This is a genomic window from Acidicapsa acidisoli (assembly GCF_025685625.1).
Lineage (GTDB): Bacteria > Acidobacteriota > Terriglobia > Terriglobales > Acidobacteriaceae > Acidicapsa > Acidicapsa acidisoli.
Genome location: NZ_JAGSYI010000001.1, coordinates 986,109 through 1,012,889 on the forward strand (window position 1 = coordinate 986,109; position 26,781 = coordinate 1,012,889).

20 protein-coding genes and 1 riboswitch are annotated in these 26,781 nt (G+C 57.8%); of the genes, 14 read left to right on the top strand and 6 right to left on the bottom strand.

Annotated features, from left to right (window positions below; all coding sequences use genetic code 11):
* Nucleotides 1-325: 325 nt before the first annotated feature.
* The 4 genes from OHL23_RS03985 (at nt 326) to OHL23_RS04000 (ending at nt 6,917) form a co-directional block, all read left to right on the top strand.
* The gene (locus OHL23_RS03985; protein WP_263350474.1) at nt 326-643 is read left to right on the top strand and encodes a hypothetical protein; all 318 of its coding nucleotides are present in this window, start codon (nt 326-328) and stop codon (nt 641-643) included.
* Nucleotides 640-1,947, top strand: coding sequence for a GRP family sugar transporter (locus OHL23_RS03990; RefSeq protein WP_263350475.1), 1,308 nt, complete (start codon nt 640-642; stop codon nt 1,945-1,947). Before OHL23_RS03985 ends, OHL23_RS03990 begins: the two co-directional genes overlap by 4 nt.
* 295 nt (nt 1,948-2,242) lie before the next feature.
* The gene (locus OHL23_RS03995) at nt 2,243-3,331 is read left to right on the top strand and encodes a LacI family DNA-binding transcriptional regulator (protein WP_263350476.1); all 1,089 of its coding nucleotides are present in this window, start codon (nt 2,243-2,245) and stop codon (nt 3,329-3,331) included.
* Between the two features lie 172 nt (nt 3,332-3,503).
* Nucleotides 3,504-6,917, top strand: a complete 3,414-nt coding sequence (locus OHL23_RS04000; RefSeq protein ID WP_263350477.1) for an alpha-mannosidase — start codon at nt 3,504-3,506, stop codon at nt 6,915-6,917.
* Nucleotides 6,918-7,244: 327 nt separating this feature from the next.
* On the opposite strand, the gene OHL23_RS04005 is transcribed toward OHL23_RS04000, so the two are convergent.
* On the bottom strand, nt 7,245-10,067 hold the full coding sequence (locus tag OHL23_RS04005) for a hypothetical protein (protein ID WP_263350478.1): 2,823 nt from the start codon (nt 10,065-10,067) through the stop codon (nt 7,245-7,247).
* A 658-nt stretch (nt 10,068-10,725) separates the two neighbouring features.
* Here OHL23_RS04005 and OHL23_RS04010 point away from each other — a divergent pair.
* The 3 genes from OHL23_RS04010 (at nt 10,726) to OHL23_RS04020 (ending at nt 13,794) form a co-directional block, all read left to right on the top strand.
* Complete coding sequence (locus tag OHL23_RS04010) at nt 10,726-11,478, top strand: hypothetical protein (protein ID WP_263350479.1); 753 nt, start codon at nt 10,726-10,728, stop codon at nt 11,476-11,478.
* Complete coding sequence (locus tag OHL23_RS04015) at nt 11,475-11,933, top strand: type II toxin-antitoxin system VapC family toxin (protein ID WP_263350480.1); 459 nt, start codon at nt 11,475-11,477, stop codon at nt 11,931-11,933. Before OHL23_RS04010 ends, OHL23_RS04015 begins: the two co-directional genes overlap by 4 nt.
* Before the next feature lie 493 nt (nt 11,934-12,426).
* Complete coding sequence (locus tag OHL23_RS04020; RefSeq protein WP_263350481.1) at nt 12,427-13,794, top strand: DNA polymerase Y family protein; 1,368 nt, start codon at nt 12,427-12,429, stop codon at nt 13,792-13,794.
* 8 nt (nt 13,795-13,802) lie between these two features.
* On the opposite strand, the gene OHL23_RS04025 is transcribed toward OHL23_RS04020, so the two are convergent.
* Together OHL23_RS04025 and OHL23_RS04030 are read right to left on the bottom strand one after the other, a co-directional pair.
* Entirely contained in the window at nt 13,803-14,822 is a 1,020-nt protein-coding gene (locus OHL23_RS04025) for a ribonucleotide-diphosphate reductase subunit beta (protein ID WP_263350482.1), read from the bottom strand.
* A gap of 33 nt (nt 14,823-14,855) precedes the next feature.
* Nucleotides 14,856-17,243, bottom strand: coding sequence for a ribonucleoside-diphosphate reductase subunit alpha (locus OHL23_RS04030; protein WP_263350483.1), 2,388 nt, complete (start codon nt 17,241-17,243; stop codon nt 14,856-14,858).
* A 149-nt stretch (nt 17,244-17,392) separates the two neighbouring features.
* Nucleotides 17,393-17,607: riboswitch (cobalamin riboswitch) on the bottom strand.
* A gap of 207 nt (nt 17,608-17,814) precedes the next feature.
* Here OHL23_RS04030 and OHL23_RS04035 point away from each other — a divergent pair.
* The 5 genes from OHL23_RS04035 to gluQRS all read left to right on the top strand — a co-directional run bounded on the left by OHL23_RS04035 (nt 17,815) and on the right by gluQRS (nt 21,096).
* Nucleotides 17,815-18,372 carry an RNA polymerase sigma factor gene (locus OHL23_RS04035; RefSeq protein ID WP_263350484.1) on the top strand — a complete coding sequence of 186 codons (558 nt, stop codon included), beginning with the start codon at nt 17,815-17,817 and terminating at the stop codon, nt 18,370-18,372.
* Entirely contained in the window at nt 18,362-18,748 is a 387-nt protein-coding gene (locus OHL23_RS04040; protein WP_263350485.1) for a hypothetical protein, read from the top strand. Before OHL23_RS04035 ends, OHL23_RS04040 begins: the two co-directional genes overlap by 11 nt.
* A 29-nt stretch (nt 18,749-18,777) precedes the next feature.
* A complete protein-coding gene (locus OHL23_RS04045; RefSeq protein WP_263350486.1) occupies nt 18,778-19,377 on the top strand; it encodes a DUF4252 domain-containing protein in 600 nt (199 codons plus the stop codon).
* Nucleotides 19,374-19,961, top strand: a complete 588-nt coding sequence (locus OHL23_RS04050) for a hypothetical protein (RefSeq protein WP_263350487.1) — start codon at nt 19,374-19,376, stop codon at nt 19,959-19,961. Before OHL23_RS04045 ends, OHL23_RS04050 begins: the two co-directional genes overlap by 4 nt.
* A gap of 67 nt (nt 19,962-20,028) precedes the next feature.
* Entirely contained in the window at nt 20,029-21,096 is a 1,068-nt protein-coding gene (gluQRS, locus tag OHL23_RS04055; protein WP_263350488.1) for a tRNA glutamyl-Q(34) synthetase GluQRS, read from the top strand.
* 502 nt (nt 21,097-21,598) lie between these two features.
* On the opposite strand, the gene OHL23_RS04060 is transcribed toward gluQRS, so the two are convergent.
* The 3 genes from OHL23_RS04060 to OHL23_RS04070 all read right to left on the bottom strand — a co-directional run bounded on the left by OHL23_RS04060 (nt 21,599) and on the right by OHL23_RS04070 (nt 23,809).
* Entirely contained in the window at nt 21,599-22,942 is a 1,344-nt protein-coding gene (locus OHL23_RS04060) for an alpha-amylase domain-containing protein (RefSeq protein WP_263350489.1), read from the bottom strand.
* A gap of 247 nt (nt 22,943-23,189) precedes the next feature.
* Nucleotides 23,190-23,609 carry a carboxypeptidase-like regulatory domain-containing protein gene (locus tag OHL23_RS04065; RefSeq protein ID WP_263350490.1) on the bottom strand — a complete coding sequence of 140 codons (420 nt, stop codon included), beginning with the start codon at nt 23,607-23,609 and terminating at the stop codon, nt 23,190-23,192.
* Nucleotides 23,609-23,809, bottom strand: a complete 201-nt coding sequence (locus OHL23_RS04070) for a hypothetical protein (protein ID WP_263350491.1) — start codon at nt 23,807-23,809, stop codon at nt 23,609-23,611. Before OHL23_RS04070 ends, OHL23_RS04065 begins: the two co-directional genes overlap by 1 nt.
* 149 nt (nt 23,810-23,958) lie before the next feature.
* On the opposite strand from OHL23_RS04070, the gene OHL23_RS04075 reads away from it, so the two are divergent.
* Together OHL23_RS04075 and OHL23_RS04080 are read left to right on the top strand one after the other, a co-directional pair.
* The gene (locus tag OHL23_RS04075) at nt 23,959-25,434 is read left to right on the top strand and encodes a M28 family metallopeptidase (RefSeq protein WP_263350492.1); all 1,476 of its coding nucleotides are present in this window, start codon (nt 23,959-23,961) and stop codon (nt 25,432-25,434) included.
* Nucleotides 25,435-25,476: 42 nt separating this feature from the next.
* A complete protein-coding gene (locus tag OHL23_RS04080; protein WP_263350493.1) occupies nt 25,477-26,691 on the top strand; it encodes a PP2C family protein-serine/threonine phosphatase in 1,215 nt (404 codons plus the stop codon).
* Nucleotides 26,692-26,781 lie beyond the last annotated feature (90 nt).

Here is a 26,781-nt window from a genome sequence, read left to right on the forward strand (position 1 = left end):
CTCTGACAAGCGAACAGCCATGGGAGCGGAGAACAGAGGCTACGTTGACAGCGCGGCGGATGGCTCTGTATGTTGGCCCCTGTTGATTGCCTGATAATTGCTTGACAATTGCTTGATAGACGACAGGACTCGGATGACGTTTCTTGAAACAACCAGATGTATCCTTACCGACAGCCACTTTGTCATTCCTCTCATCGTGTTCTGCGCCGGCCTTGCTCTCCTCATCGCCCTGCACTGACGGAGTTAGCCCAGGACACAGCACGGTTGAAGTAACGTCCGATTCGATCAGGCAATATATCTCAGCTGGAGTCTGGATGGTCGGCCTATGAGCAGTAGTTCCAACCGTTTTTATTCCGATAGGATCGTGAGCCTGGAGCCTCATGAAAAAGACAGTTACCGTGTTGTGATTGACGTAGGAGATGGAAAAACCATTGAAACGGTTTGCAGGGTTCACCAGACCTTCCCCGAACTCGGCAAAGCGGGTCGGACCTGCACCTTCGACTCCCGTGAATTTGGGTTGGAGTTTATGGCGGGAAATATCAATTCACGGGCGATTTGCAGGAAGATTGTTGAGTTTCATAACAAGCTGAACCCGATAATGTATGGCGGAATCCGTAAATCTGGAGAGAAAAACCCCGAATGAGTGAAGCTTCAGCTACGCGCACACCCTCCGCCGTAAATATTGGCTCAAGGCACGGCCTGGGCGTACTCTGCGGGCTCGCCGCCGGGGTTTGGCTTGGGGCCGCCGAAGCGCCGACCAAACTGGTTAACTCCGGCCTGTCTCCATTCGCAATTTCGCTGTGCATGGTAGCTGGGGTCTTTACTGCGCGCTGGACGGTTCCGACACTGCTCAAAGGCTCCCGCTATGTCTTTGCGGATCTTGCCGCGAAGAAGCATCTGCTCATCACCGCGATCCTGGCCGGTATGCTCTGGGCGGTTGCGAATACGCTGACTGTTTTTGCCATTCGCGATGTCGGCCTGACCATTGCCTTTCCGCTGTGGAACACCAACTCCCTCGTCGGCCTCATGTGGGGACGGCTGCTCTTCGGCGAATTGAAGGGAGCGAGCGCCAAAAACATTGCCAAAGTCGTGCTTGGCGCATTGGCAATCGTCGCGGCAGCGGTCATGCTCGGCTTCAGCACCATTCATGGCGATGTTGCGAGCGGCGTACACGCGGGTCGCGCGGTGAGCGGTATTCTGGCCGCACTGGGAGCGAGCCTGCTGTGGGGCACGATGTACATCCCGTACCGCAAGGCCTACATCAGCGGCATGAATCCGCTTTCGTTCGTAACCGCCTTCACCATCGGGGAGCTGGGCACCATGTTCGCCCTGGTGCTGGCGCTCGACGGCGGAACAAAGGCCGCGGTCTTTCACTCGCCGGAGGCAAAACACATGCTCTTCTGGCTCTTTCTGGGCGGCTTTGTGTGGGTCATCGGCGATCTCTTTCAACAGTTTGCAACCAAGTATCTCGGCATTGGCAGAGGCATTCCTCTCTCCAACACCAACCAGATCTGGGGAGTCGCCTGGGGCGCGCTGGTCTTCGGAGAACTCGCTCATGCCGATCTCACTCACAAGCTGCTGGTTATCTCCGGATCCATTGTCATGATCCTGGGAGCACTGGCGGTCAGCACTGCCGTCGCGACTTCACGCGAGCACACCTCGACCAATGATTCACTGGTGCGCGAATGTTCCCGCTACAATCTCGATTACCACTCCGTATTTGAGGCTTACGCCGGTGTTGAGAACAAAGACAGAGAGCAGAAACGCGGCTGGTGGGACTACGCAATTGTCGCGGTCGCCGTTGGAGCATTTATTTACCTAGGAGTGAATGCGAGAGTGCCGTCGCTGGCCATCGACTTCCCCTGGCTTTGCATCCTGTCCGGGGTTCTGGTCGTGACTGCAGCGGTGGGCGGCTGGGGACTTTGGAAGGCGACCCGATTCTCCTGAGTTCCGCAGTAAAACAGCTCGAACTCTCTTCCATCCCGCGTTTCACGCCGATCTGGCGTACTGTTTTGCGCTGCCAGAAAACGCATCCTGAGCGGCATGAGCCGCGAGGTGTCTTGGGATTTCCAGAAAAATCCACCTTGCCGATGAGTACGAAAAGCGGCTCTGCTGCCGTTACTCACGAATAATTTGGCTTGACATGGAACGCGAGCACGAAGGACTCTGTTCGTTGAGGATCGAATCTAATTAACTTGACAATTCCTCCCGATTTCCTGGAAAACGGTTTCTAGGGGGCTCCTTGACAGATCGTCCTGCGGCAAAAAAGAAAACTTCCGATGACTTGACCGAGCGCATGGATATCCGAACCATTGCGCGCATGGCCAACGTATCGATTGCCACCGTTTCGCGCACCATCAACCGGGTCAGCACGGTCAATCCCAAGATGGCCAAGCGTGTCTGGGACGTCATCGAGAAACTTGATTTCGTGCCCAACACCCAGGCTCGTGCGCTGGTTTCAGGTCGCAGCAAGCTCTTTGGGCTGCTGGTTTCGGAAATCACGAATCCCTTCTTTCCCGAGTTGATCCAGGGCTTCGAAAACATCGCGGTCGAAAACGGCTACGAAATCCTGGTCAGCTCCACGAATTACGATCCCACGCGGATGTCGCACTGCATCCGCCGCATGCTGGAGCGCAAGGTGGAAGGCGTCGCCATCATGACGTTTGGCATTGAGGAGCCGCTGCTCGACCAGTTGGCCAAACGAAAGGTTCCGCTGGTTTTCATCGACATCGGCCCGGATCGGCCCGGCGTCAGTGTCCTCAAAGTCGACTACCACCACGGCATCCGCCAGGCCGTGCAACATCTCGCCGCCCTCGGCCATCGTCACATCGCATTCGTTTCCGGACCGATGCGCCTGCATTCGGCGCAGTCCCGATTGGCAGCCTTTTCCAAGTCCATGCAGGAGTGCGGCATTTCGCCCGACGTGAGTCAGATCATCGAGGGCGACCACACGCTGGAAGGCGGCGCGGTTGCCATGGAGAAACTGCTCGCCCAGAAAGAGCTCCCAACCGCTGTCATCTGCTCCAACGATATGACAGCCATTGGCGTGCTGCACAAGCTTTACCGCACAGGCCTGCGCGTGCCCGACGATATTTCCGTGATTGGCTTCGACGACATTCACATCGCCGAAGTGATGATGCCTCCGCTGACCACGGTGCAGATGTCGCGCATTGACATCGCCAAGGCTGCTTTCGCCGCCCTGCGCGGTCACGTCGAAACGCCGGAACAGTTTCAGGGAAAACGCGAGTTCAAGATTCCAACCGATCTGATCGTCCGGGAATCTACGAGCTTTCCGCGCGGAACCATGACTCATCTGCGCAAGAAGTCCTGAATACCTTTGGATCTGATTTCGGATAGTAAATCCAAGTATATTTTTCATTCCATCAACAATCCTTTACTGCGCGAATTTTTAGTCATATAACTTTTCGTACCGCCATCTGACCGTTGCCAGTAGCGACAACTCCGGCACGGGCAAATTACCATGCGAGGGAGGATTTCAAACAGTGAATGCTTCCGCTTCCGCCCTTCGTGTGCCTGTGTTCCGGAACAGGCTTGGTACCGCCATCGTGACTGCGATGTTTACATTTGCCTTTCTGCTGCTTCTGGCTATTCCATCCGGCGCGCAGAACGTTGCGTTGAGAGACAAGATTGTGGCTGCTCTGCCGCCCGAGGCGCAGAACGTGATGACGCGCTTGTCGAGCCTGAGCGAATTGCCGGATGGGGCGTGGAAGATGCACTCCGGCGACATGGCTCACGGCGAGACGATAAGCCTCGATGAGAGCAACTGGCAGCCGATTGCCAAAGAAGCCAAGGCTCCCAACGACGCGGTGTGGTTTCGGCAGACGATCACTGTGCCGCCCACGTTGAACGGATACGACCTGACGGGCGCGCGGATCTGGTTCCAGTTCCATGCCAACGCCAATGGGCCAATGCCGCAGATTCTCTACTTCAACGGGCGGCGCGTGGCTCTGGGCGACGACCTCGAACCGATTGTGCTGCTGGATGAAGCAAAGCCCGGCGACAAAATCGTGGTCGCGGTAAAGCTGCTGCATACGGTCGACCAGAAAATCTTTCGCGGCGCGACGATGCGCATCGAGTTCCCTGCTTCCCGGCCCAATCCAGCGGCGTTGCGGACCGAGTTCATGAGCGCTGCGCTGCTCGTTCCAAGCCTCGCGCCCGGCGACGCTTCGAAGGAAGCGACGCTGACCGACGCCATTGAGGCGGTCGATCTGAAAGCGCTCGACGCACACGACCAGGCCAAATTCGATGCTTCGCTCAAAGCATCGCAGGCTAAGCTCGAAGCGCTTCGTCCGCTGCTGCAGTCGGCAACCTTCTATCTGACAGGCAATTCGCACATCGATGCCGCGTGGCTCTGGCCGTGGACCGAGACGGTCGACGTGGTCAAGCGCACCTTTGGAACCGCCCTGCAATTGATGTACGAGTACCCCAACTACACCTACACCCAGTCGGCGGCGGCTTATAACGAGTGGATGGCGCAGAAGTATCCCGATCTGAACGACCAGATCAAGCAGCGGATCAAGGAAGGCCGCTGGGAAGTGGTCGGCGGCATGTGGGTGGAACCAGACCTGAATATGCCGGATGGCGAGTCGCTGGTGCGCCAGTTGCTGGTGGGCAAGCGCTGGTACAAGCAAAACTACGGCGTCGACGTTCGGATTGGCTGGAATCCCGACTCCTTTGGATACACATGGCAGTTGCCGCAGATCTACAAGAAGAGCGGCGTCGACTACTTCGTGACCCAGAAGATGACCTGGAACGACACCAATCAGCTTCCCTTCAAGCTCTTCTGGTGGGAATCGCCCGATGGCTCCAAGGTCCTGGCATATTTCCCGCATGACTACGCCAATGACAACCTGAACCCCGTGCGGCTGGCCGATGACCTCGCGACCGCGCGAACCCGATCCACCGGCATGACCGACATGATGGACCTCTACGGCGTCGGCGACCACGGCGGCGGCCCCACGCGAGCCATCCTCGACGAAGGCGAAGCGTGGACGCCCGGCAGCACCGTGCCGCAGGCTGAAGCCGAGCCTGTGATGCCGAAGCTCCAGTGGGGAATTGCACAGAATTACTTCTCGTCGGTGGAAAAGCAGGTCGCTCCCGAGAGCCAGACATGGGACTACTCGTCGATCGCCAAGGGATATACGGCTCCTGCGGCAGTCGAAGGCAAAGTTTCCATCCCCACCTGGAAGAGCGAGCTTTACTTCGAATATCACCGCGGCGTGATGACCACGCAGGCCAATCACAAGCGCAATATGCGCGAAGCCTCCGAGGAAGTGCTCAATGCCGAGAAGTGGTCCTCGCTGGCCTGGCTCGACGGCAAAGCATATCCTGGCGCGGAGCTCACCGAAGACTGGAAAAAAGTCCTCTTCAACCAGTTCCACGACCTCGCGGCAGGCTCCGGCATCGGCGTCATCTACAAGGACGCGCAGAAGGATTACGACGTCGTACGCTGGTCCACGAATGAGATCGACTCGAGCGCGCTGGAGACAGTCGCCGCCAGAATCAATACAACTGCGGGAGAGAAATCCTCCGCCGAGCCTGCGATTGTCGTCTTCAACCCTCTCGGCTGGGAACGCTCTGGTGAGGTAAAGGCAACGGTCCAGGTCGCAACTCCCTTCCGCGAACTTCGGATTGCCGAGAACGGAGCGAAAAATGAATCGCTAGTTGCTCCGACCATCGTTTCCCGGACGCCCGGCTCAGGGCAAATGGAGATCAGCTTCCACGCGGAAGGAATTCCAGCGATGGGGTACAAGGTCTTTCATGTTGTCCCGGTCGACCGCAGCGAGGCGGCGACGCCAGTACCACCCTACACGCCGAAACAGGAGACAGGCGGCAAAGAGCTTGTCCTGCAAAACGAGCGGGACGGCCTCTCGGTGCATGTGAGCACGGACACCGGCTGCATCACCAGCCTGCGTGACGAAAAGACAAAGTATGAATGGCTCGCATCTGGAGCGTGCGGCAATGAACTGCAGGCCTTCAAGGACACGCCCAAGGATTATGACGCCTGGAATATCGATCCGGGAACGCTCGATGCCGCTCCCACTTTGATCAACAAAGCGGACTCCGTGGTGATGGTCGGCGATCAGTTGCATCACGGAGTTCGCGTGACGCGAACCTGGCAAAGCTCGAAGTTCGTCCAGACAATCTGGCTTGAGCCTGGCACGGACTACGTCGACATCGACAACGAGATCGACTGGCATGAGTCGCATGTTCTGCTGAAGGCTGCGTTTCCCCTGGCTGCCTCAAGCGATCACGCAACCTATGAAATCCCCTACGGATCGATCGACCGCACGACTCTGCGAACCAATAGCTGGGAGAAAGCGCAGTTTGAGGTCCCGGCGCAGCAGTGGGCAGACCTCGGCGACGGCCAACACGGCCTGAGCGTCATCAACGAGAGCAAATTTGGCTACGACGCCGTAGGCAACGTACTACGCCTTACCCTGCTTCGCTCCCCCAAATGGCCTGATCCGGATGCAGACATGGGCCACCATCATTTCCACTACGCGATCTATCCCCACGCCGGAACCTGGCAGCAGGCGATGACCGTCCGTCATGGTTTCGAATACAACTATCCGCTGACGGCCGTCGTAACCACTGCTCATTCCGGCGAGCTGCCGGCTGCGCACTCCTTTGCTTCCGTATCCCCGGACAACATCGTCCTCACCGCCATGAAAAAGGCGGAAGACACCAACTCGCTCATCTTCCGCGCCTACGAATGGGCGGGCAAAGCCGCCACAGTCGAATTCCACGTGCCGCCGGGCGCGACCGGAGCAACCGTCACCAACATGATGGAGACTCCGGAGGGAGATGCACTTTCGGTTTCCGGCGATACCGTCAAGGCTCCGATCAAGCCGTTTGAAATTCTGACGGTTCGAGTGGACTACCCAGGGAAATAGCATTTGAAACGGAACCCACCCCGGTCACAAAATCAACCTTGTTGCCCGGGTGGGCCAACCTGATTTGCCGGCCATGCTAGGCTAGAGCCGAGGGAGTACGGAATGGATATTACGTCGCCGTTTTTTGTCGTGCCGCTGCTGGCGGTGGTCTTTCTTGGCTGCATCCTGTTTGCCACGCTCACCGGCAAAGAGAAAAACTCACACTAGAGCCTTTTAGGAAACGAACAGCGAATGCTCGCGTGGTCTTTCTATCAAAGAAAGGCCACTCTTCACCACTCTTGATGAACCATACCATTTCCTAAAATGCTTTAAATTCCCATTGAAATTTTAGAGATTCGGGCTCGGCGTCTGCGCAGGATCAGACGCCGAATCGTTTTTCGTCTCCGGCTTTGGATCGGACACAGTCGCATCTGCCGGGGCGACCGGAGTTGCAGTATCCTGCTTCCCGGCAGCGACAGCCGCTGGGTTGGCCGTAACCGCAGAGTCCGTCGCAGCCGGAGTTACACTTGAAACCGGCGAACTGATGGGCAGGTTGAGCGTTTGGACCGTATCGGGGTCATCGCGCAGACGCAGGTAGAGCGTTCCATTGCCCCCATTCGCTCCCCCAGAGCGCGCGATATTCGGAATCGTCACAGCGCTGCCGGTAAACTCAGCCGGCACCTCGACGGCATTGGCCATATCCGGCGTGGTTGCGACTTCCGTGATCAGAAACAGATTGTTCCCGCTCAACTGGCATGGCTTTGCAGGGTTACGCGGGCAGCGCAGGTCCTTCGAGGCGGGACCAGCGGTAAATCCCGGCAGACGGACCAGCGTACCGAGCGGCACCCAGTCTCCTGTGATGCCATCTGCAGTAACGGCACGCAAATGAATCGGCCCGAAGGCCGATGCTCCGAAGCGCGCCAGCGGATCGAGGGCAGCGACGGCGGTGTGCGAGTCTTCCAGCATCAGGCTGCCATCGGTAAGGGACAGCGTGGTCTGGAAACTGCCGTCGACAGCAGCCAGCTCAACCTTTTCCGTCCGGGGAAATGCGCGAGGGACGCGCGAGCGCAGAAAGAAAACCAGCCTTCGCTGCAAAGGAAGATCGTTGGGGCTGCCCAGGTGTACCGGCAGCTGACTTCCTGGATCACCCTCGGAATCTTCGTGTTGGACGCCCTTGCTCAAGAGATCGACTTGAGGACGAGGCGCGCTGACAGTCGCCGGCACATGCAGCATTCGGCCATCACGCAGAGTCACCTTCGCCGAGTAGCTGTTCCCGGGTTGAAGCGTGTCCGTGACGCCGGTAGCCGACAATTCCAACTGATCGAAATCCTGAACGCGGTTCAGCGCCGTCGGAGTGAAGCTGATTCCAGCCAGATCGGCAGAGTCCACTTCATCCAGTCGCTTGCCTTTGAGCTCGGCGACCTTGTCACCGGCGCTGAGCGTAAGGTGCTCGATAGACGCAGCTTCGGCATAGGCTTTCAGGGGAAGCTCTTCCGGCTTGGCCAGACCGTATTGGCGGATAGCCATTGTAACTGTGCCGGGCGCAGCTTCTTTGAGGGGTACGGTAACGTCGAGTAATTCTGGCTTCGTGGATTTCCAACCGACCTTCACCGGTTTGGGCTCCGACGCCTGACCGGAAGACTTCGGTAAGGTTGCCTCAACCTCTTCGACGCACAGCGTACTTTCTCCCTCGATGTGCAGCGAATCCTCGCGACCGGTAATCAGCGCGTTGCGATCCGAGGCGGGGACGATCCAGCCGCCTTCCCGAGGCGAGCGCAAATGAAACTTCAGGCCCTCCCAGGAATCGAAGCCCCATTTGCCGCGCAATTCCGCGACGACTTCCGCTTCGGGCAATGTGGGCAGCGGTTTCGTGAGAACGAAACCGCCATCGGCGGGATTGGCTTCGACGGGAATATCGATGCCGCTCTCCGCCGGCTTGGACAGAGGAATCGAGCTCACCTCAACCAGTTCCGGATGCTGGGAGCCGGAATCCGCCAGCTTAGCCTTGGTTTCCAGATGCAGGGTAAGGTCGTGGGCCATCGCCGTTGCAAAGACCAGGGGCGCGCCCTCGGCAGAGAAGGTCAGATCAGGCTTGGTTGCGCAGTACGCCGGAGCCTGATTTGTAGCCGGAGCCTGTGCAGCAGTCGAGGCTGCGGCCTGCGCCGGCTCCGCCGAATGCATTTGAGGCAGATGGCTCGGTCCGACCGGAGGCAGCGCGATGACAATCACCGACTTGGGATCGCGAAAGGACGGCGGAACATTCAAGCGTAGATTGAGCGTGTCTCCCTGCTCCTTCTGGGGCAGAGCCAACGCCGGAATGTACTGATATTTGGCGGTGTGCATGCTGCTCAGGATCTTCGCCATGTCCACGATGGCTCCGACATACGGACTTAAGGCTCCAGCGCCGGCCATCGGGGCATAACTGAGCTGGTTCATCATGTCGGCGGCTGAGCCATTGGCCATCTGGTTGACGACGGATTGCGCGTTCGAGTCGTCGAGAACCAGCCCGTCTGTGTGCTGGACGAGGCATGGCGCCTGCTGTTCCGTCGGCTTGTCGAAACACTGCTGATCGACGTGAATACCCAGTGAACGTGCGGCGAGCTCTGTCTTTTCCTTGAGGACTTTGGGGTCGTTTGGAGAAATTGCCTTGACCTGCGCCAGATAAGCATCCAGTCGCATACGGTCCCAGCTGGCCTGCTGGAGATCCTGGCCGGCTCGTACAAATGCGCCCGGCCGATCATGGACAGACTTGCGCAGGGTGGTAAAGTCGCCGCCGGTTTCAGGGGCGAGAAAGAGCAGCGCCTGCTCGGCTTCAGCCGGAACCACAACAAAGACGCCTTCCTCGCGCACCTCGTGATTCCAGGTTTCTACGCGCCGGAACCAATCCGGAGGGGGAGGGTTGGTAGCCCCGCGGAGAAATGCGACGATCAGCACGTAATGAGCGGATTGGCTCTCAGGCAGGTCGGGATGGATCCAAAGCCGGTCGCCGGGGAGAAGATTGGGCACCTCGGCTATGGGCAGCGTAAGCCCATTACGCTGTACGTGAACATCCACTTTAGGACCGGCCAGGTCAAAGGCCGCGCCGTCTCCAAGACACGCCGTCGCGGCCCCCAGAAGAACGAAGAGCACAGACATCAGGACGGGCAACCGAGGAAAAACACAGCGACGCATGGCTACTATTGTACGGATGCCGCTTTGTGCCCGCATGGTTGCCGGATTAAACCGGCAAAAAATCGGTGAAAATTCCCGATTACCGGAGCGGTAATTTCTAAGATTGATTGCATGGCATCAAAATATGCTGGATCGTTGTTTCATATCGCGCAGTCATATATAGAAATTCTGGCTACTATCATGGCAGAAGATAAGGTTCGCGATATGTTAAGGGTCTTGCTACAATTGTAAGATTCTGCCGCAACAACTTGAGAAGCAGCTTAGTTCGGCGAAATCCGAAATCGAACAAATTCGTATTCTCTGAATTCGACTATTTTCGAATCCATTGCGGATTAGTGGAATCCGGGAGGACTTCAACAGCGTATAGGATTCTGGGTAGAAAAATCGACGATGGAGACTGGAAACAAAAAACGGAACCTATCCGCGAAATTATGACGTAATTCCCTAAGGAAATACGCTTAACGTTGTGAGTGGGGACTATATTCCCCTTTCGGGCCGTATGAGCGAATCGCAAGAAGCAAGAAATGAAGACAAAGTAAAACTAATACCGACTCGGTCGGCATTCCTCCCAACATAGCCTCGATGATCGAAGCTCCGATACGAGCTAATTTAGAGGAAATGGAAGAGCCGAAGAGGAGTCGGAAAAGCGGAGAGAACGATGAAAGCGATACAAAATACCCACCTGCGCGACGAGATAGACAACCTCACAATCCCCGAGGCTGAAGAGATTATCGAAGAGGCTCTGGAAGAGCTCGGATTTTCGACCGACCCTGGACTAATGCGGGCGCTGCGCTTCCTGGCTCCTCCTGGATATCAGGCGATTGTGGAGTTATGTGGAGAAAACGGCCGCAGTAAGCGACGCAACGCGAACGCAGCGTCCTGGAGTCCCGAAGAGGATGAAGTGCGAATCTATTTTGAACGGATCGGCGGAGATTCCGGGGAAGATGAGGACCGAGGGGAGGAACGGCACGCGCCACCGGCGCGAGTGCGAAATCCCCGGCCAGTGACGGCAATCTTCGAAGAAGGCAACGTGGAAGAGAGCAACGGCGCTCTACCGGCGGATATCGATGATCGCATCAAGGAATTGTGCGCGACTCTGGCCGAAGCCGAACGCGGAGGCCACGCATTCATTGCGTTGAAGTGGTTCCGGGATTCCTTCTTGCCGCGTAAGGCCTTCAGTTGGAATCAGAATCCGGAATCGCGGCAGATGATTCTGGCGGAGGCGATCTTGCGCGGAGTGGTGCTGACCAGCAAGATTCCCAATCCGAAGACGCCGGCCTATCCGACGACCACAATTCGGCTCAATCGAGCCGAGGCGGGCGTACCGGAAGAAGCGCAGCGTTTCCGCCCGGTGGCGGTCCAGGGTGATCTATTGAGCGTGGCCCTGGACGACGACCGGGGGAACCTGTGAGTTGCTATTTTCTTGATTCCACAGCTTTTATGAAGCTGTTCGTGCAGGAAGCCGGGACAGACGCGATCATTCGCCTGATGGAGGCTACTGAAGACAACCGGAAACTGATCTCGGCTGGCACCCCGCTCGAGGTGTATGCAGCCCTGAAGCGGCGCGAGCGCACGGGTGGCATCGCACCCCAGGATAGTGAGGCTGCGCGCAGCATTCTGCGTGTGGAAGCGGCCCGAATGGTGCAGCAGCCGCTCAACCCCGCAGTCTTGGAAGCCGCGCGGCAGATCCTGGATCGTCATGAGCTGCGATCCGCAGAGGCGTTGCAGCTGGGCGCGGCCGTCGTGGCGCGGGAGATGTTTCAGGGGATGGAAATCATCTTTGTAAGCTCAGATGAACGTCTCCTGGATGCCGCCAAAGGAGAGCGCTTCGAAACCCTCAACCCGGTCGGCAGTCCCGTCGGATAACAAAATACACGACGAAATCGCGAACTCCACCGGTACGCCTACAGGAAGCTGGCACGAGCGAAATGGGGTTTTGTTCCTCCGGCTACCGAACCATCTCGCACACAGACTTGGGCCAGAATTACTCAGGCAGACTTGCGTCGAAACAGTTCGTCCTTCTCCTTGCAGCCACAATTGGAACAACTGAGGCAGCAGAAAAGTAGAACTGCGACGCCTGCGGTGATGAGCACCGCGAGGAGAATCCCAACCGAGAATAAGGAGTGTGCCAAAGAATGCATAATGCGAACCTTATTGAACGGAACCGTTTTGAGCCAACCGGACGTTCAGCCTCCGGCAATCACTTAGATTGACGCGCAGATGAACAATTTGTCACGGAATCGCCGTTGCGTCAAGTGTAGCACTGGATTCCGGCTGCTGAATATTTAGACGCTCCAACAAAAGTTGCAGTTGCATCCCAGCGAATAAAAAGCGAAAATAGATAGATCGGGTGCCGACCATGGCCACTGCCTCCAATCCGGTCTCAAATACATTATCGGCAGCTCCCGCGCCAAACGTTAACTGGCTTTTTCTCGATTTGAATTCATACTTCGCCTCCGTGGAGCAGGAAGTTCGCCCGGAGCTTCGGAATCGCCCGGTGGCCGTGGTGCCATCGCTCGTGAATACTACATGCTGCATCGCGGCAAGCTACGAAGCCAAAGCGCGTGGCGTAAAGACCGGAACGATGGTGAAAGAAGCGCGGGAGCTTTGCCCCGAGATCGTCTTTGTGGAGGGCCGCCACGAGCTGTATACCGAGTACCACAAAAAGATCGTAAGGGCTGTGGAAACCTGCATCCCGGTGACTGCCGTCCGCTCGATCGATGAGATGGTCTGTCAGCTCATTGGGCGGGAGCGGTCTTTGCTGGCGGCGATGGACCTGGGGCGGCGGGTCAAAGAGGCCATACGCAAGCAGGTGGGCAGCACGCTGCGCTGCTCCGTAGGACTGGCCCCGAATCAGTACCTTGCCAAGGTTGCCACCGATATGGAAAAGCCGGATGGACTTGTTGCGCTGACCAAAGATGTGCTCAAAGACGCCTTGGCGACCCTGAAGCTCCAGGACCTGCCGGGAGTAGGCGCGCGAATGGAGAAGCGCCTGAACGACAAGGGCATAAATTCTATGGCCGATCTGATGGCAGTTCTGGAAAGGGATCACGGTCGGGAGCAGACCGGCGAGTTGTGGGGATCGGTGTGGGGCGAGCGAATGTGGCACTGGCTGAATGGCGACGATTTCGATATGGAAGAAACCGAACACGCCAAGTCAGTAGGACATCAGCATGTGCTGGCGCCAGCGTTCCGCAATCCGGAAAGCGCATGGGCCGTGGCGCACAAACTACTGCACAAAGCCGCCATGCGCATGCGCGGCGAAAAGCTCTGGACCAGCCGGATCGGATTGACCATCGCATTCGTCGGCAAGGGGCGCATCCGGGGATCTTCGCCATTTGGGCCGAGCCGGTCAGAGAGCTGGTCGGCCGAAATGCGGCTGCTGGAGTGCCAGGACAATGCCACGCTGATCAGGGCGCTGCATAAGCTGTGGAACCAACGGCCACAAGGACCGGCGTATCAACAGCCGTTTTTCCTCAGCGTAGTCCTTGCAGGCCTGGTCCCAGAGGCACGGCATTCGCTGACGCTCTTCGACGCGCAGGATGGCAGCGAAGGGCGGCAGCGGCTTGCCGAGACGATGGATACGCTGAACAACAAGTACGGAATGAGTACGCTGGCTCCGGCGACCATGCTGGCGGCCTTCGAAGCGGCGCCGACGAGGATCGCCTTCCGCTCCGTGCCCGAGCTGTTCGATCACTCACAGAAGGGGATCAGCGGTCGGCTGTAGCATCAGCCTCAGAAATCTTCGTGGAATGCCACCTCACCGGCCACTGCCACCTGATAAGCCGACACGCGCCGCTCGAAGAAGTTCGTCAGCTCCTGTACATCCTGAAGTTCCATAAAGCTGAACGGATTCCTGCTCCCGAAGATCGGCTCCATTCCCAGGCGAACCACTCGCGAATCAGCCACATATTCGAGATACTGGCGCATCTCGCGGACCGAAAGTCCAGCCACGCCGCCCGAGAGCAGATCTTCGGCAAACTGCAGCTCGCAATCGACCGCTTCGCGCATCATCGTAACGATGTCGGCTTCAAGCTTTGCATCGAAGAGCCCAGGGTGCTGGCTGCGAACGATGTTGACGACTTCAAACGCGAACTCCAGATGGCAGCTCTCGTCGCGGAAGACCCAGTTCGTCCCGGCGGCGAGGCCATTCAGCAGACCTCGGCTGCGCAGGAAGTAGACATACGCAAACGCAGCGAAGAAGAACAGGCCCTCAATGCATCCAGCGAAGCAGACGAGATTCAGCAGGAACTGCTTCTGCTCTTCCGGCGTGCGCAACTCATCGAGCTGCTGGATGGAGTCCATCCATTTCATGCAGAAATCTGCCTTCTTGCTGATGCTTGGGATGTTTTCTACTGCGGCAAAGGCAGCGGCACGCGCCTCCGGGTCAGGAACGTAGTTGTCCAGCAGCGTCAGGTAGAACTGCACATGCACGGCCTCTTCGAAGAGCTGCCGCGAGAGATATAGCCGCGCTTCGGGAGAGTTGATGTGCTTGTAGAGGTTGAGGACGAGATTGTTCGAGACAATCGAATCGCCGGTCGCGAAGAACGCAACCAGCCGTTGGATGAGGTGGATCTCCGCCGGGGTGAGCTTGGAACGCAGATCGACGAGATCGGTCGAGAAATCGACTTCTTCGACTGTCCAGGTGTTCTTGATGCCGTCCTTGAACATGTCAAAGAAGACGGGATAACGCATGGGCCTGAGCGTGAGCGACAGGCCGGGATCGAGGATGCTTAAAGGGGCTTTCGTAGACATAATGACTCCAAATTTCTGTTCAACCGGGATAGCTTACTGGCAGGCTTCGCAGGACTCGGGATTATCGAGCGAGCAGGCCACAGCTTGAATCTGCTCGACAGCCCGGTTGGCGACAGCAACCGTGGTCTTTGCAATCTTGGTAGCCGGGCGCGAGCGCAGATAGTAAGTGGTCTTGATCCCCTTCTTCCACGCGTACATATACATCGAGCTAAGCCGTCCGATATTCGGCGACTCGCTGAAGAGATTGAGCGACTGGCTCTGGTCGATATAGGCACCGCGATCGGCAGCCATGTCGATAAGCGAACGCATGGGAACTTCCCACACTGTTCGGTAGATCAGCTTCAGCTCGTCCGGGATTTCGTCGATCTTCTGAATCGACCCTTCTGCCATTTTGATCCGCGTGCGCATCTCTTCCGACCACAAGCCAAGCTGCTTTAACTCGGTGACGAGGTACTTGTTGATCTGCATGAACTCGCCGGAGAGCGTCTCGCGCTTGAAGAGATTGGAAATCTGCGGCTCGATGCATTCGTAGCATCCGACAATCGATGCAATAGTCGCCGTCGGTGCAATCGCGATCAGCAGCGAGTTGCGCAGGCCGACCGTCTTCATCCGTTCGCGCAGAGTCTCCCAACGCGCCGTGTCACGCGGCGTAATGCCCCACAGGTCGAACTGGAACTCGCCCCTGGAAGCGCGAGTCTCTTGAAACGCAGCGTGAGGACCATTCTTTTCAGCCAGATCGCACGACGCAGAGAGCGCGTGGAAGTAAATCTCTTCCTGAATCTTGGCGGAAAGCTCACGCGCTTCCGGCGAATCGAAGGCCCAGCGAAGCTGGAAGAAGACATCCTGCAGTCCCATCACGCCAAGCCCAACCGGACGCCAGCGCGAATTCGACACTGCAGCCTGCGAAACGGGGTAGTAATTGATATCGATAACCCGATCCAGCATCGGAACGGCATGGCGAACCGTCGCCGCGAGCTTGTCAAAATCAAACTTACCGTCCGTCAGGTGACGGCCAAGATTGATCGAGCCAAGGTTGCAGACGGCCGTCTCCTGATGCGAAGTGACCTCGGTGATCTCCGTGCATAGATTCGAGAGATGCACCGTGTTCCCCGGCTCGCCCGTCTGGTTGCACTTCACGTTGCAGGCGTCCTTGAAGACCATCCACCCATTGCCTGTTTCCGCCAGCGTCCGCATCATCCGCGCGTACAGATCGCGGGCCTTGATCTGGCGTTTGTAGAGCTTCTGGGTTTCCGCTTCGATGTACGCCTTTTCGAATGCCTCGCCGTAAAGATCCGTCAGGGTCGGCACATCCTTGGGGTCGAAGAGCGACCACATCCCGTCTTCATCGGCGCGACGCATGAACAGGTCCGGAATCCAGTTCGCAAGATTCAGATTGTAGGTCCGTCGCGCCTGATCGCCAGTGTTGTCGCGCATTTCGAGGAATGACTCGACATCGGCATGCCACGGCTCAAGATAGACGCAGCACGCTCCCTTGCGCTTGCCGCCCTGGTTGACGGCGGCGACCGAAGCATCCAATGTGCGCAGCCACGGCACGATGCCGTTCGACAATCCATTGGTCGCGCGAATCAGCGACCCCTCGCTGCGAATGCGATGAAAGGCCAGACCAATACCGCCCGAGAACTTCGACAGCAATGCAATTTGCTTGTAGGCGTCGTAGATCGAGTCCAGCGAGTCCAACGGCGAGTCGATCAGGTAGCAGCTCGACATTTGACTATGTTTGGTGCCGCTGTTGAACAGCGTCGGCGAACTCGGCAGGTAATCGTGCGAGGCCAGCAAGTTGTAGAAATCGACGGCCTCATTCACCCGCGTCGAAAGCCCGGCTGCCACGCGCATGAAGAAGTACTGCGGAGTCTCCGTGACCAGACGCGTAATCGGATGCCGCAGCAGATAGCGGTCGTACACCGTGCGCAGGCCGAAGTATTCAAAACGGTCCGAAAAGCGGTCATCGATGGCAGAGTTGAGCTTGCGGGCATTCGCCTGCACAAAGGCTGCGGCATCGGCAGAGACCACGCCCTCGCGGTTGCCGATCTCGATCGACTGCGAAAACGAATAAATATTCTGGCCAGCAACTTCCTTCGCAATGGTCGCAAGCAGCAAACGCGCAGCCAGGCGCGAGTACTCCGGCTCCTCGGCGATCAGCGAAGCCGCGGTCTGGATTGAAATGGAGTCAAGCTCCCGCGTGCTTGCGCCGTCAAAGAGGCCGCCGATGGTCTTGCTGGCTACGCGGATGGGATCGACATGGGGCAAGCCATGACAGCAGCGCTCGACGGCGCGGACAATCTTGTTGACGTCCACGGGTTCGAGACCGCCATTCCGCTTTCTGACTTGCATCTGAGGCGCGGCTTCGGCGAGCGGAAAATTCGGGTCGAGGTCCGTCAGTGTGGACTGAATTGTGGCCATAGGAATGGTCCTTTCGAAAGCCTTGTCGGCTGAGGTGAAGCGAATCTTGAGCCGGGAGGGTTCGAGACCGGAAAACAAGGGTGTCCTGAAAAAACGACAGCCCACATCACCCGGCCATCCCCTCGGAGGCGTGTGCATGTGCCATGCCCTATCGGACATGTCTTTCGGCAGGTCTTCGGACTTGCAGGCTACCTATTTGCTCCAGCTTCCCAGTCTTGAGAACGTCCACGGCTGGACAGTTGCTCGACCAGTGCTTGTATTGGAGCGTTCGTTCCTGCTTACCGCTGCGGGGCAGTTCCGGCATTTAACCGGATTCCCTTTCAGGTGAACCGCACGATTCACCACCGAAAGCAGAATCGACTATATCGTGAGCCTGAACGCGGGTCAACATCTATATGTTGTGGTTAATGTGGAAATAGTGACCATAGTCATGCGGCACCAGGGTCGTATGAATTCAGGAATCAGGCTTCGAAACATCTCCCAGCGCAGCTCTTGAAACATCTTTCTCAAAAAAAGCGTAAGGCTCTGCATCCCGCCCCGAGGAATTTTGCGGATTAGAGAGTAGAAGCACATGAGGAAGCTGTTGAACTGGCAGGCCCAATCCAATCTCGAGTTCGAGCAACTCGTCGAGGAGCACCAGTCGATGGTTTTCTCGCTGGCATGGCGCATGACGGGAGATCGCGGATTGGCCGAGGAGCTGGCCCAGGATGTGCTGCTCGAATTGGACCGCAATCTCCACAAGCTTTGCTCGGCCCAGCACGTCCGCTTCTGGCTGCGGCAGGTGACCGTACACCGTTCCGCGGATGCATTGCGCCGGAAGCAGACTAAGGCCGCAAGTCTGGGTACCGATTTGTGGGTAGAACTGGAGGAGCGGCACGTGCTCGTGGAGCCGCTGGATATGGACGACGCGTCTCCGCTGGGGCGGCGCATCGAAGAACTGCTGGCAGGTCTGCCGGAGTCGCAACGCGCGGCGCTTGTTCTCCGTTACCAGGAAGACCTGACGCCGGAAGAGATTGCAGTAACGTTGAAAGCGCCCGTGGCGACCGTAAAGAGCCAGTTACAGCGCGGCCTGAAACTGCTGCGCATGAGGGCGAGCCAGACGTTGAAGGAGTATGTCCGTGGAACATAGAGATTTGACCGAACAGGAACTCGCGGACTTCGAACGCAAGCTGCGGATCGCCTTGCAGCATCGCGATGCCCCGCCCGGAATGAAGCAGCGGGTGCTGGCAAGAGCACGCGAGCGGAGACAAGGACAGCATGGCCGCTGGTGGATGCTGCAGCGAATCGCCGCATCTGCGTTGCTGGCCGCGGTCTTCGGCGGCTTTGCGGTCTACAAACAGGTCGAAGAGCGCAATCTCGAACGGCGCAAGGGCGAGGAAGCGCGACAACAAGTGATGACGGCTTTTCGAATCACCCACCAAACACTGGAACGAGTGGGTGACCGCGTGAACGAGGGCACTGTGGCAGGTAGCCGGTCCAATTTGGGATATCAGACATTCAGGTAGTTTCCCCATGGGGAAGAAAGCGGGACAGGATGAAGCGGAATCAGGTTTGGGCCAGCTTGGTGGCATTGGGAATTGTAGTGACGGGCTCGTCCGGCGTATTTGCACAGGATTCCCTGCCAACAGCGTCGCCGATTGAAAAGACGCTGGCGGATCGCGCCACGCACGTAACGGAAGTGACGTTGGACAAAAACATGCTGGCCTTTGCGGCGAAGTTCATGGGTAAGGACAAGGACAAAGACAAGGATGGCGACAGGGACGACGAGGCCGTCAAGCAGATGATTCAGAACCTCAAGGGCGTCTACGTGCGCGACTACGAGTTCGACAAGGATCACTCCTACACGGCGGAAGAGCTCGAAGGGTTGCGCAAGTATATCCAGGGCACCGAATGGTCGCCGATGGTGCACGAACGAACCAAGGGAGCCGCTGAAGGCACGGACATTTACCTCAAGCTGGTCGACGGACAGGTGCAGGGCTTGTTTGTGCTCGATGCAGAGCCGAAAGAACTGGCTCTTGTGCTGATTCTGGGACCAGTTGATATGGACAAGATCGGCAGCCTTGGCGGTAACTTCGGGATTCCCAAAGACGCCGTGAAGTCGGTCAAGAAAGCACAGAAAGAGGCGGGCAAATGAAAGACAACCGTTGGTATGGGCTAATGATTCTGGCGGGTCTGGCAGCCGTCATGACTCCGATGATTCTGCTCGCCGCGAGCGGCAGCGGATCTGGCTTTGACTCCGTGGTGCACGGTATCGAGTCGCGCTACCACGCCCATGCCACGCGGATTCCTTTCATGGCGCTGATCAGCGGCATCGCGGGAATCGCATCGCATGGCGGCGTTCACGGATTGCACCTGGCCGAGATCGAAAACCTCCAGGGCCCGGTCGATGGCGCGGAACTGAACGCCCTCGTCGAGCAGCGCGTCGGCCCAGGTTGGCAGCGGATGATCCGCGAGACAAGCCGCAATTGCAGCAATCAGACCCTGGATCAAACTTCGGATCAGACCTTGAATCAAACTTTGATCTATGCAAAGCCCGAAGGCGACCGTATGGGGCTTTTGGTCGTTGATTTGGATGGCCACGAGATGGACGTCGTACAGGTGTCCGTCGATCCGAAGCACATTGACGACGACATGGGTCAATTCCGCCATCCGCATGGGAAGAAGCACCATCAGGATGATTCCAGTAGCGCCAAACAGGACGAAGACGAATCAGAATAACCGGAGGACTGGACGCGGAACCAAGTTATCCATTCCGCGCGCCTCCGAGCCTGCGTAGACTGACAGGGTGGGCACACAGCGAATGCCGCCGGTCTTCACCATGCAAGCCCCCTTGTACGCGTCTGGAAACACATCGGGACACGCATTGGGGCCCGGCGCGGACAATCCGGAGTCTCAGGCTTTCAAGGGCGGCGCGGAACCCTATCGTGGCCGTCTCGCGCCCTCGCCGACCGGAATGCTGCACGTAGGCCATGCGCGAACTTTCTGGACCGCCTATCAGCGCGCCCGCGATGCCGGTGGCACGCTTGTCATGCGCATGGACGACCTCGACCCGGACCGCAGCCGCAGCGAGTACGCCGAAGCCGCCGTCGAAGACCTGCGCTGGCTGGGCATCCGCTGGCAGGAGGGTCCGGGCGCAACCGGACAGGACAAATCCGACAAGTCCGGCAATGGCGGACCTTACGGGCCATACCTCCAAAGCAAGCGGCACAGTCTGTACGAGTCGGCCTGGCGCAAGCTGCTTCGCCGAGGTTTTCTCTATCCCTGCCGGTGCACACGCAAGGAACTGGCAGCGCTGGCTTCCGCCCCGCATGAGGGGGCCCAGATCAACCCCAGGACCAATCCCGAGATTAATCCCGAAGACGAGCCGATCTATCCCGGCACCTGCCGCCATTTAAGCGGAGAGACCGCGCAGCTTCCCGGACCAACCGCAAGCCGTTTCGGACCGGAGTCCGCCAACTGGCGCTTCCGCGTGCAGGACGGAGCGGTAGTCGAATTTTACGATCAGCATCTGGGCCGGCAGCGCTTCGTCGCCGGAGTGGACTTCGGTGACTTCCTGGTGTGGCGCAGAGACAATGTCCCCAGCTATCAACTGGCCTGCGCGGTAGACGACGCATCCATGGCGATCACCGAAGTGGTGCGCGGAGCGGATCTGCTCAAATCAACAGCCCGCCAGATCCTGCTGCTTCGTGCGCTGGGCTATGCCGCACCAAGCTGGTATCACTGCACGCTAGTAGCCGACCACAACGGCCAGCGGCTGGCCAAGCGCCACGATGCATTGAGCCTTCGCTCACTGCGACAACGAGGGCTCACGCCAATGAATATTCTTTCGGCCGATCTGCCTGTGATGGCTTAGCTCTGCTGTCTAGAACACGGTTAATTAGATGAGTCCTTACTCTTGAACTTCAAGACATTCCTCAGACCGAGAATGCCCGGAATCAGGAAGATCACGCTTCCAATTACGGAGAAAACGCCTATGACGTCGTGCTCGCGAAACTCTATTACGGAGCCGTTAATCAGCCAAACACCGGCGAGACAGAACATCAAAGAGAAGATCGTGAATCCAACTCTTTGAACAAGTGGCATGGACTCGCCGTCTTTGAGCCATGCCAAGTTGAAGGTTGGAGCTTCTTCTCTGATCGTCCGAAGTGGGTCATGGCCTTCATTCACCCGGATACTATGCAAGTGATCACGCTTAGTCTCGGAGTCCTTTGGCAGCATCAACGAAGCCTCAGCCGAGATTCTAAGACAGATTCGTACTCATGTCGAAAAGTTGTTTCGAGCCATCGCTGACTGGGACTCACCGCCCTTCAATAAGAACGCCAACATGAGCCCAAGCCTTTGAATAAGCCGCGAAGCTATTCAAACACCGGCACATAAACAGCAAACCCCCGCGGCGGCGCAGGAAACTCAGCATTCCCATCCCCGTCCGTCGTGCGTTCATCGGGATGCGCGTTGTCGTGGCCATCCCACGCCATCGGGCGAAATTTCTGATTCGGCCACTTAGTCTTGACGCTGGTTCCGCTCCACTTATCGCCGAGGTTATTCAAGACATACACCAGCCCCGGCTGGTCCACTTCGTCATTCTTGAAGCCGACGCGCTGCATGATGTAGAGGTCGGGATCGGCATGGAGGATCTGCGAATCGCCGCCCGCATAGTGATGATGCACATCGACCAGCGCGTCAATGCCATTTGGCGTTCCGCCACGGCCCAACCCATTGTTGAAGTAGTCATACCAGAAGATGCACGGATACCCTTCGTGTACAAGGATGAACGAGTAGGCCAGCATCTTGTCGTTGACGATCGCGTTCTCGCCCATGTCGTGGTTATCGACGAAAGTCGCAGCGTGCATGGGGCGCTTCATGACAACAGAACCGCCGTCCGTGAGATTGCGCAGATCGTAGTTGAGCGTGTCGCAGACGTCCTTGAGCTTGTAGCGAAGCGGAAAGTCAAAGGCAGCGATCTGATTGTCGGTCATGCCATTGACCCGGTCGATCCACTGCTCTATATCCTGGGGGCCGGACCACATCTCAGCGACGACGTAGGGCGTGAATTCGTTGCCGTCCCTGACATAGCGATACTTGGAGAGCACGCCAATCATCCATGCGCCGAAACCTTTTACGAAGTCGAAACGGAAGCCATCGAAACCCAGTTCCTCAATCATGAGCCGTGCGTAATCGAACATGGCCTTGTAAACCTCCGGGTTGCGATGGCACAGGTGAGGAAAGCCGGCGTAATTCTCCCCTTCGACCATGACCTGTTCGAAGCGGCTGGGGTGAAAGCTGTTCCAGTCGCGCGGAAATTTGCCGCTCTTTGGCTTGAACTTCGTCCAGCGCTTCTGGCCATCCAGCGGATTGACCTCTTCCTCATCCGCGCCGGAGTTGTGATTGATGACCATGTCGGCGTAGAGGCCAATACCGCTCTGGTGGGCCTTGGCGGCGAGCGCTTCAAGCTCGGCTCGATTGCCCCAAAGGGTCTTCACTCCGCCCTTCTGATCAAAGTCGCCTAGATCCCAATAGTCATACGGATCGTAGCCCATCGATCGGTGATCCGACGCCTTCGAAACAGGCGGCAGCCAAAGCGCGTTGAAGCCGGACTTGCCCAGCGCTTCGACACGCTCGGCGATCACATTCCACCAGTTGCCTTCCTTGTTCTCCAGCTTTGGCGCATCCCAGTAAAACGCCTGCATCATGACAGCCATCGTGGATTCTCCTCCAGCGCACAGCCGCGCATCCGGCTGCATCGGATTTCCGTAGCCCAATCTGGTCGAAATGCGGGTATGTTTTCCGGAACTGCGGAAATCCACAGGCAAGCGACAAGTTCTCAGATGCAACCGGGGAGGAATCGGCTGTCTCGCCGTGCTTTAGCTCGGAAGAAAGCATTAAAGCAGCGAGAAACCTGCGGGCCTTCAAGAACTACCTCAGCCCGCACGTCGAACTATGTTTGCGCTACTTGAGCTTCAGATCGAACTCCACGAGTTTGCGGGAGTCAAAGGAGCTGATCGTCTTGACCGCGCTCTTCTTCTTCCCCTGCTCGGCCCAGACTTCGTAGTCGTCAACCATGCCGACCTGGGCGAATCGGAAGGATCCGTCAGGGATGCTGGTGAAGCTCTTGATGTCGCGGCTCTTGAGATTCTTGAGAAAAACGGTGGCGCCCCCCACTGGCGAATCCCCCTCGCCAATGACTTTGCCCTGGAGGATTCGCTGACCAAAGTTCTGAGCTTCGGCGACTACAGGCCCAAGGCTACCGGAGCGGCCCGGATTGCCCACCGGAATCAACCCCAGCACCGTGATTGCAATCAGGCCGGAACCGAACAGGTAGCTTCTGGTTCGCTTCGACAGCTTCTTTGTTGGAAATGCACTTGGCATCACTCCTCTTCCTCTTCCTCGTCCAAAAACTCGTCGTCCTCTTCGTCAAGCTCGTCGCCATCCACATGCGCCAGCTCAATCGGCTCCGTACCGACCACTTCAAACTCGGTCCCACATTCGTCACAGGCGACAATGTCGCCCTCTTCCACTTCGTCCACTTCAAAATCCAGCGGGGTCTCACACTCTGGACAATTCGGCATGATGGCTCCTCCTTCTTAGCACCATTCAAGCTTTATGATGACAGCATCGCGCGGTGCGACTCCGCTAGTTTTAGGGAGAGACCTGCCTCCGGTCAAGGGCAGAGCGGAAGCAATCGCACTGAAATTTGAGACCAGTGGAGAAGAAACGCATGAATTTGCTTCGGTGCCCGCGCATGTCGCTGGTCTCTGTTCCATTTTGGCCCGTGTTCATCGAGCCTTTGTTCGCCGGGGTTATCCTCGGAATAGTCCTCGCCACTGCCCTCGGGCCTGTTTCCGCGGCGCAAGCGGATTATCAACAGCACGCCACTCCGGTCTCTGCGGCTCCAGCAGATCCGGCAATCGCCGGAGCGCTCGCCCGAGTTTCCGAAGCCCGCATTCATCAGACGATTGAAAAGCTGGTTGGTTTTGGCACGCGCGCCACGCTCTCCAGCATGGAGACGGACCTGCCTCCCGGAACGGGAGTGACCGCTGCCGCAGACTGGATTGCAGGCCAGTTCGAGGCGATATCGAAGGAGTGCGGCGGCTGCCTCGAAGTAAAGCGCGACACCTTCACCAATCCCATCGCCGAGCGCATTCCCAAGCCCACCACAATCACCAATGTCTACGCCATCCTGCGCGGCTCCGACCCGGCTCAGGCCAAGCGGATGTACCTGGTAACCGGGCATTACGATTCGCGCAACTCCGACACCCTCGATGACCACAGCACAGCTCCTGGCGCCAACGACGACGCCTCCGGCGTAGCTGTTTCGCTCGAATGCGCCCATGTCCTCAGCAAACTCAAGTTTCCCGCCTCGCTGGTCTTCGTCGCGGTCGCCGGCGAGGAACAAGGACTGAACGGCTCAGCACATCTGGCAAAGCTGGCCAAAGACGAGGGCTGGCAGCTCGAAGGCGTGCTGAACAACGACATCGTAGGCGGCAACACCACCCCCGGCGACACCCTCCAACGCAAAGACGTGGTGCGGGTCTTTTCCGAAGGCATCCCGCTCACAGCCTCGCCCGAACAATTGCGCCGCATTCGCGCCCTTGGAACCGTGGACGACGCACCCAGCCGCCAACTGGCCCGCGCCATGGACGATGTGGCCCGAACATACTTCCCCAGTAGCAGCTTCGGTCCGTTTCTGGTGGCGAGGCCAGACCGCTACCTGCGCGGCGGCGATCACACCAGCTTCAACCGCGAAGGATTCACCGCAGTCCGGCTGACCGAGTGGCGCGAGGACTTTAACCATCAGCACCAGAATGTTCGCGTAGAAAACGGCGTCCAGTACGGCGACCTCATCCAGTTCGTCGACTTCGCTTACGTCGCGCAGGTAGCGAAACTGAACGCGGCCACGCTGGCGACGCTGGCAGCTTCACCGGGAATCCCCCCGGACCTGAAGATTGTCACCGCAAATCTCGAAAACGGCACAACCCTGACCTGGAAAACACCCGAAGGAGCTCCATCCAGCCTGCACTACGAGTTGCTGTGGCGCGAAACAACCGCTCCCGACTGGCAATATGTGCAGACCGTTCCGGGGACCGGCGCGAACCCGATGACTCTGACTGTTCCCATCTCCAAGGACAACGTAATCTTCGGCGTTCGAGCAGTTGATGCCGCAGGGCATCGCGGACTGGTGGCGACACCGTAATTTGCAACGAAAACATGCGTAGCCTCTGCTATGGTGCTGCGTATGACCAAACGTCTGATCGATTGGATGGTGCGGAGATCGCCGCGCTGGGCGTACCTGCACAACCTTCCGTTCCGCCAGTTTGGCGTGCTTCTGGCAGGGGCCTTTCTTCTGTTCACTGTCAGCGGATTTTACGAAGATCTGTTGGACGGCGGCAGAATGCCATACGCCGTCGCCCTCACTATTGGGATTGTCAGCGGGCTGAACACAGTGCTCTGGATCGTGGTTGCCGCCCGGTTGCCGATGTACTGCCTGTTGGGGATGATTGCGCTTCAGTTCGTCCTGTCGACAATCAACCGTGTCATCCGCGAGTGGCTGGAGGCGACGTGGCATCTCTCGCCTGTCCCGTCCGGGGCCGGTCTGCATTTCGCGGCTACCTCCATTGCAATTGTGATCGTCGCCTCGTTCATCTGCTTCCTCCGATTCATGAAGATGACCGGACAGGAGGCAATGCGCATGAGGAGCGAGCTTGAACTGGCCCAGGGCATTCAAAAGACACTCGTTCCGCCCGTCAGCCCAAAGACCTGTTGTTTCGAAATCTACGGAATCTCTCATCCCAGCGAAAAGGTCGGCGGCGACCTGGTTGACGTGGTCGACCTGCCCTGCGGCGATACAGTGGCCTACGTGGCGGATATTGCCGGGCATGGACTGCAGGCCGGAATCCTGATGGGCATGTTGAAGACAGCGATAAGAACTGCCCTGGCAGACGAAGACGAAGTTGACGGCAAGGCCATGCTATCGCAGCTGATGTACCGGCTAAACGTGGTGCTGCCGCAGGTAAAAGAAGCCCACATGTACGCCACATTTACCTCGCTTCGCCTCAACCAGGACGGAGAGTCGTTTTATGGGATGGCCGCCAGCCCGCCGCTGCTTCACTGGAGCGCGGCAAGTCGAAGCATCACCTGCATTGAGGAGCAGCAGTTTCCGCTCGGATTGCTCCCAGTCTCCGAGTTTCCCGCCTGCCGGTTGCCTATGGAATCAGGTGACCTGGTAGTGATCGCGACGGATGGCATTCTCGAAGTGGCTTCGGAGACAAAATCCAGGCGGGGTGCAGAGCACAGTGTCGAATTCGGAGCTGCGCGGCTGGAAAAACTAGTGACCGACTGCGCCGAGCTGCCACTCCACGAGTTGGCGGCGTCTGTCCTTAGTGCAGCGCGTAGCTACGGCAGACAATTGGACGATCAAACCCTGCTGCTGGTGCGACGACTGACGAGCTGAAGACGAATTGTCATTCAGTATCTGGCGTCAATCCCATCAAATTTCTCGAAAACTCAGATGAATCTGACGCAAAACGACTGGCGCATGACA

Excerpts from the sequence above, each read along its gene's own strand:
- OHL23_RS04050 (WP_263350487.1), top strand. The coding sequence starts at position 19,374 with ATGAAAGACAACCGTTGGTATGGGCTAATGATTCTGGCGGGTCTGGCA.
- OHL23_RS04065 (WP_263350490.1), bottom strand. The coding sequence starts at position 23,609 with ATGCCAAGTGCATTTCCAACAAAGAAGCTGTCGAAGCGAACCAGAAGC.
- OHL23_RS03985 (WP_263350474.1), top strand. The coding sequence starts at position 326 with ATGAGCAGTAGTTCCAACCGTTTTTATTCCGATAGGATCGTGAGCCTG.
- OHL23_RS04005 (WP_263350478.1), bottom strand. The coding sequence starts at position 10,067 with ATGCGTCGCTGTGTTTTTCCTCGGTTGCCCGTCCTGATGTCTGTGCTC.
- OHL23_RS04045 (WP_263350486.1), top strand. The coding sequence starts at position 18,778 with ATGAAGCGGAATCAGGTTTGGGCCAGCTTGGTGGCATTGGGAATTGTA.
- OHL23_RS04010 (WP_263350479.1), top strand. The coding sequence starts at position 10,726 with ATGAAAGCGATACAAAATACCCACCTGCGCGACGAGATAGACAACCTC.
- OHL23_RS04075 (WP_263350492.1), top strand. The coding sequence starts at position 23,959 with ATGAATTTGCTTCGGTGCCCGCGCATGTCGCTGGTCTCTGTTCCATTT.
- OHL23_RS04070 (WP_263350491.1), bottom strand. The coding sequence starts at position 23,809 with ATGCCGAATTGTCCAGAGTGTGAGACCCCGCTGGATTTTGAAGTGGAC.
- OHL23_RS03990 (WP_263350475.1), top strand. The coding sequence starts at position 640 with ATGAGTGAAGCTTCAGCTACGCGCACACCCTCCGCCGTAAATATTGGC.
- OHL23_RS04025 (WP_263350482.1), bottom strand. The coding sequence starts at position 14,822 with ATGTCTACGAAAGCCCCTTTAAGCATCCTCGATCCCGGCCTGTCGCTC.
- OHL23_RS04020 (WP_263350481.1), top strand. The coding sequence starts at position 12,427 with ATGGCCACTGCCTCCAATCCGGTCTCAAATACATTATCGGCAGCTCCC.
- OHL23_RS04035 (WP_263350484.1), top strand. The coding sequence starts at position 17,815 with ATGAGGAAGCTGTTGAACTGGCAGGCCCAATCCAATCTCGAGTTCGAG.
- OHL23_RS04030 (WP_263350483.1), bottom strand. The coding sequence starts at position 17,243 with ATGGCCACAATTCAGTCCACACTGACGGACCTCGACCCGAATTTTCCG.
- OHL23_RS04060 (WP_263350489.1), bottom strand. The coding sequence starts at position 22,942 with ATGGCTGTCATGATGCAGGCGTTTTACTGGGATGCGCCAAAGCTGGAG.
- OHL23_RS04080 (WP_263350493.1), top strand. The coding sequence starts at position 25,477 with ATGACCAAACGTCTGATCGATTGGATGGTGCGGAGATCGCCGCGCTGG.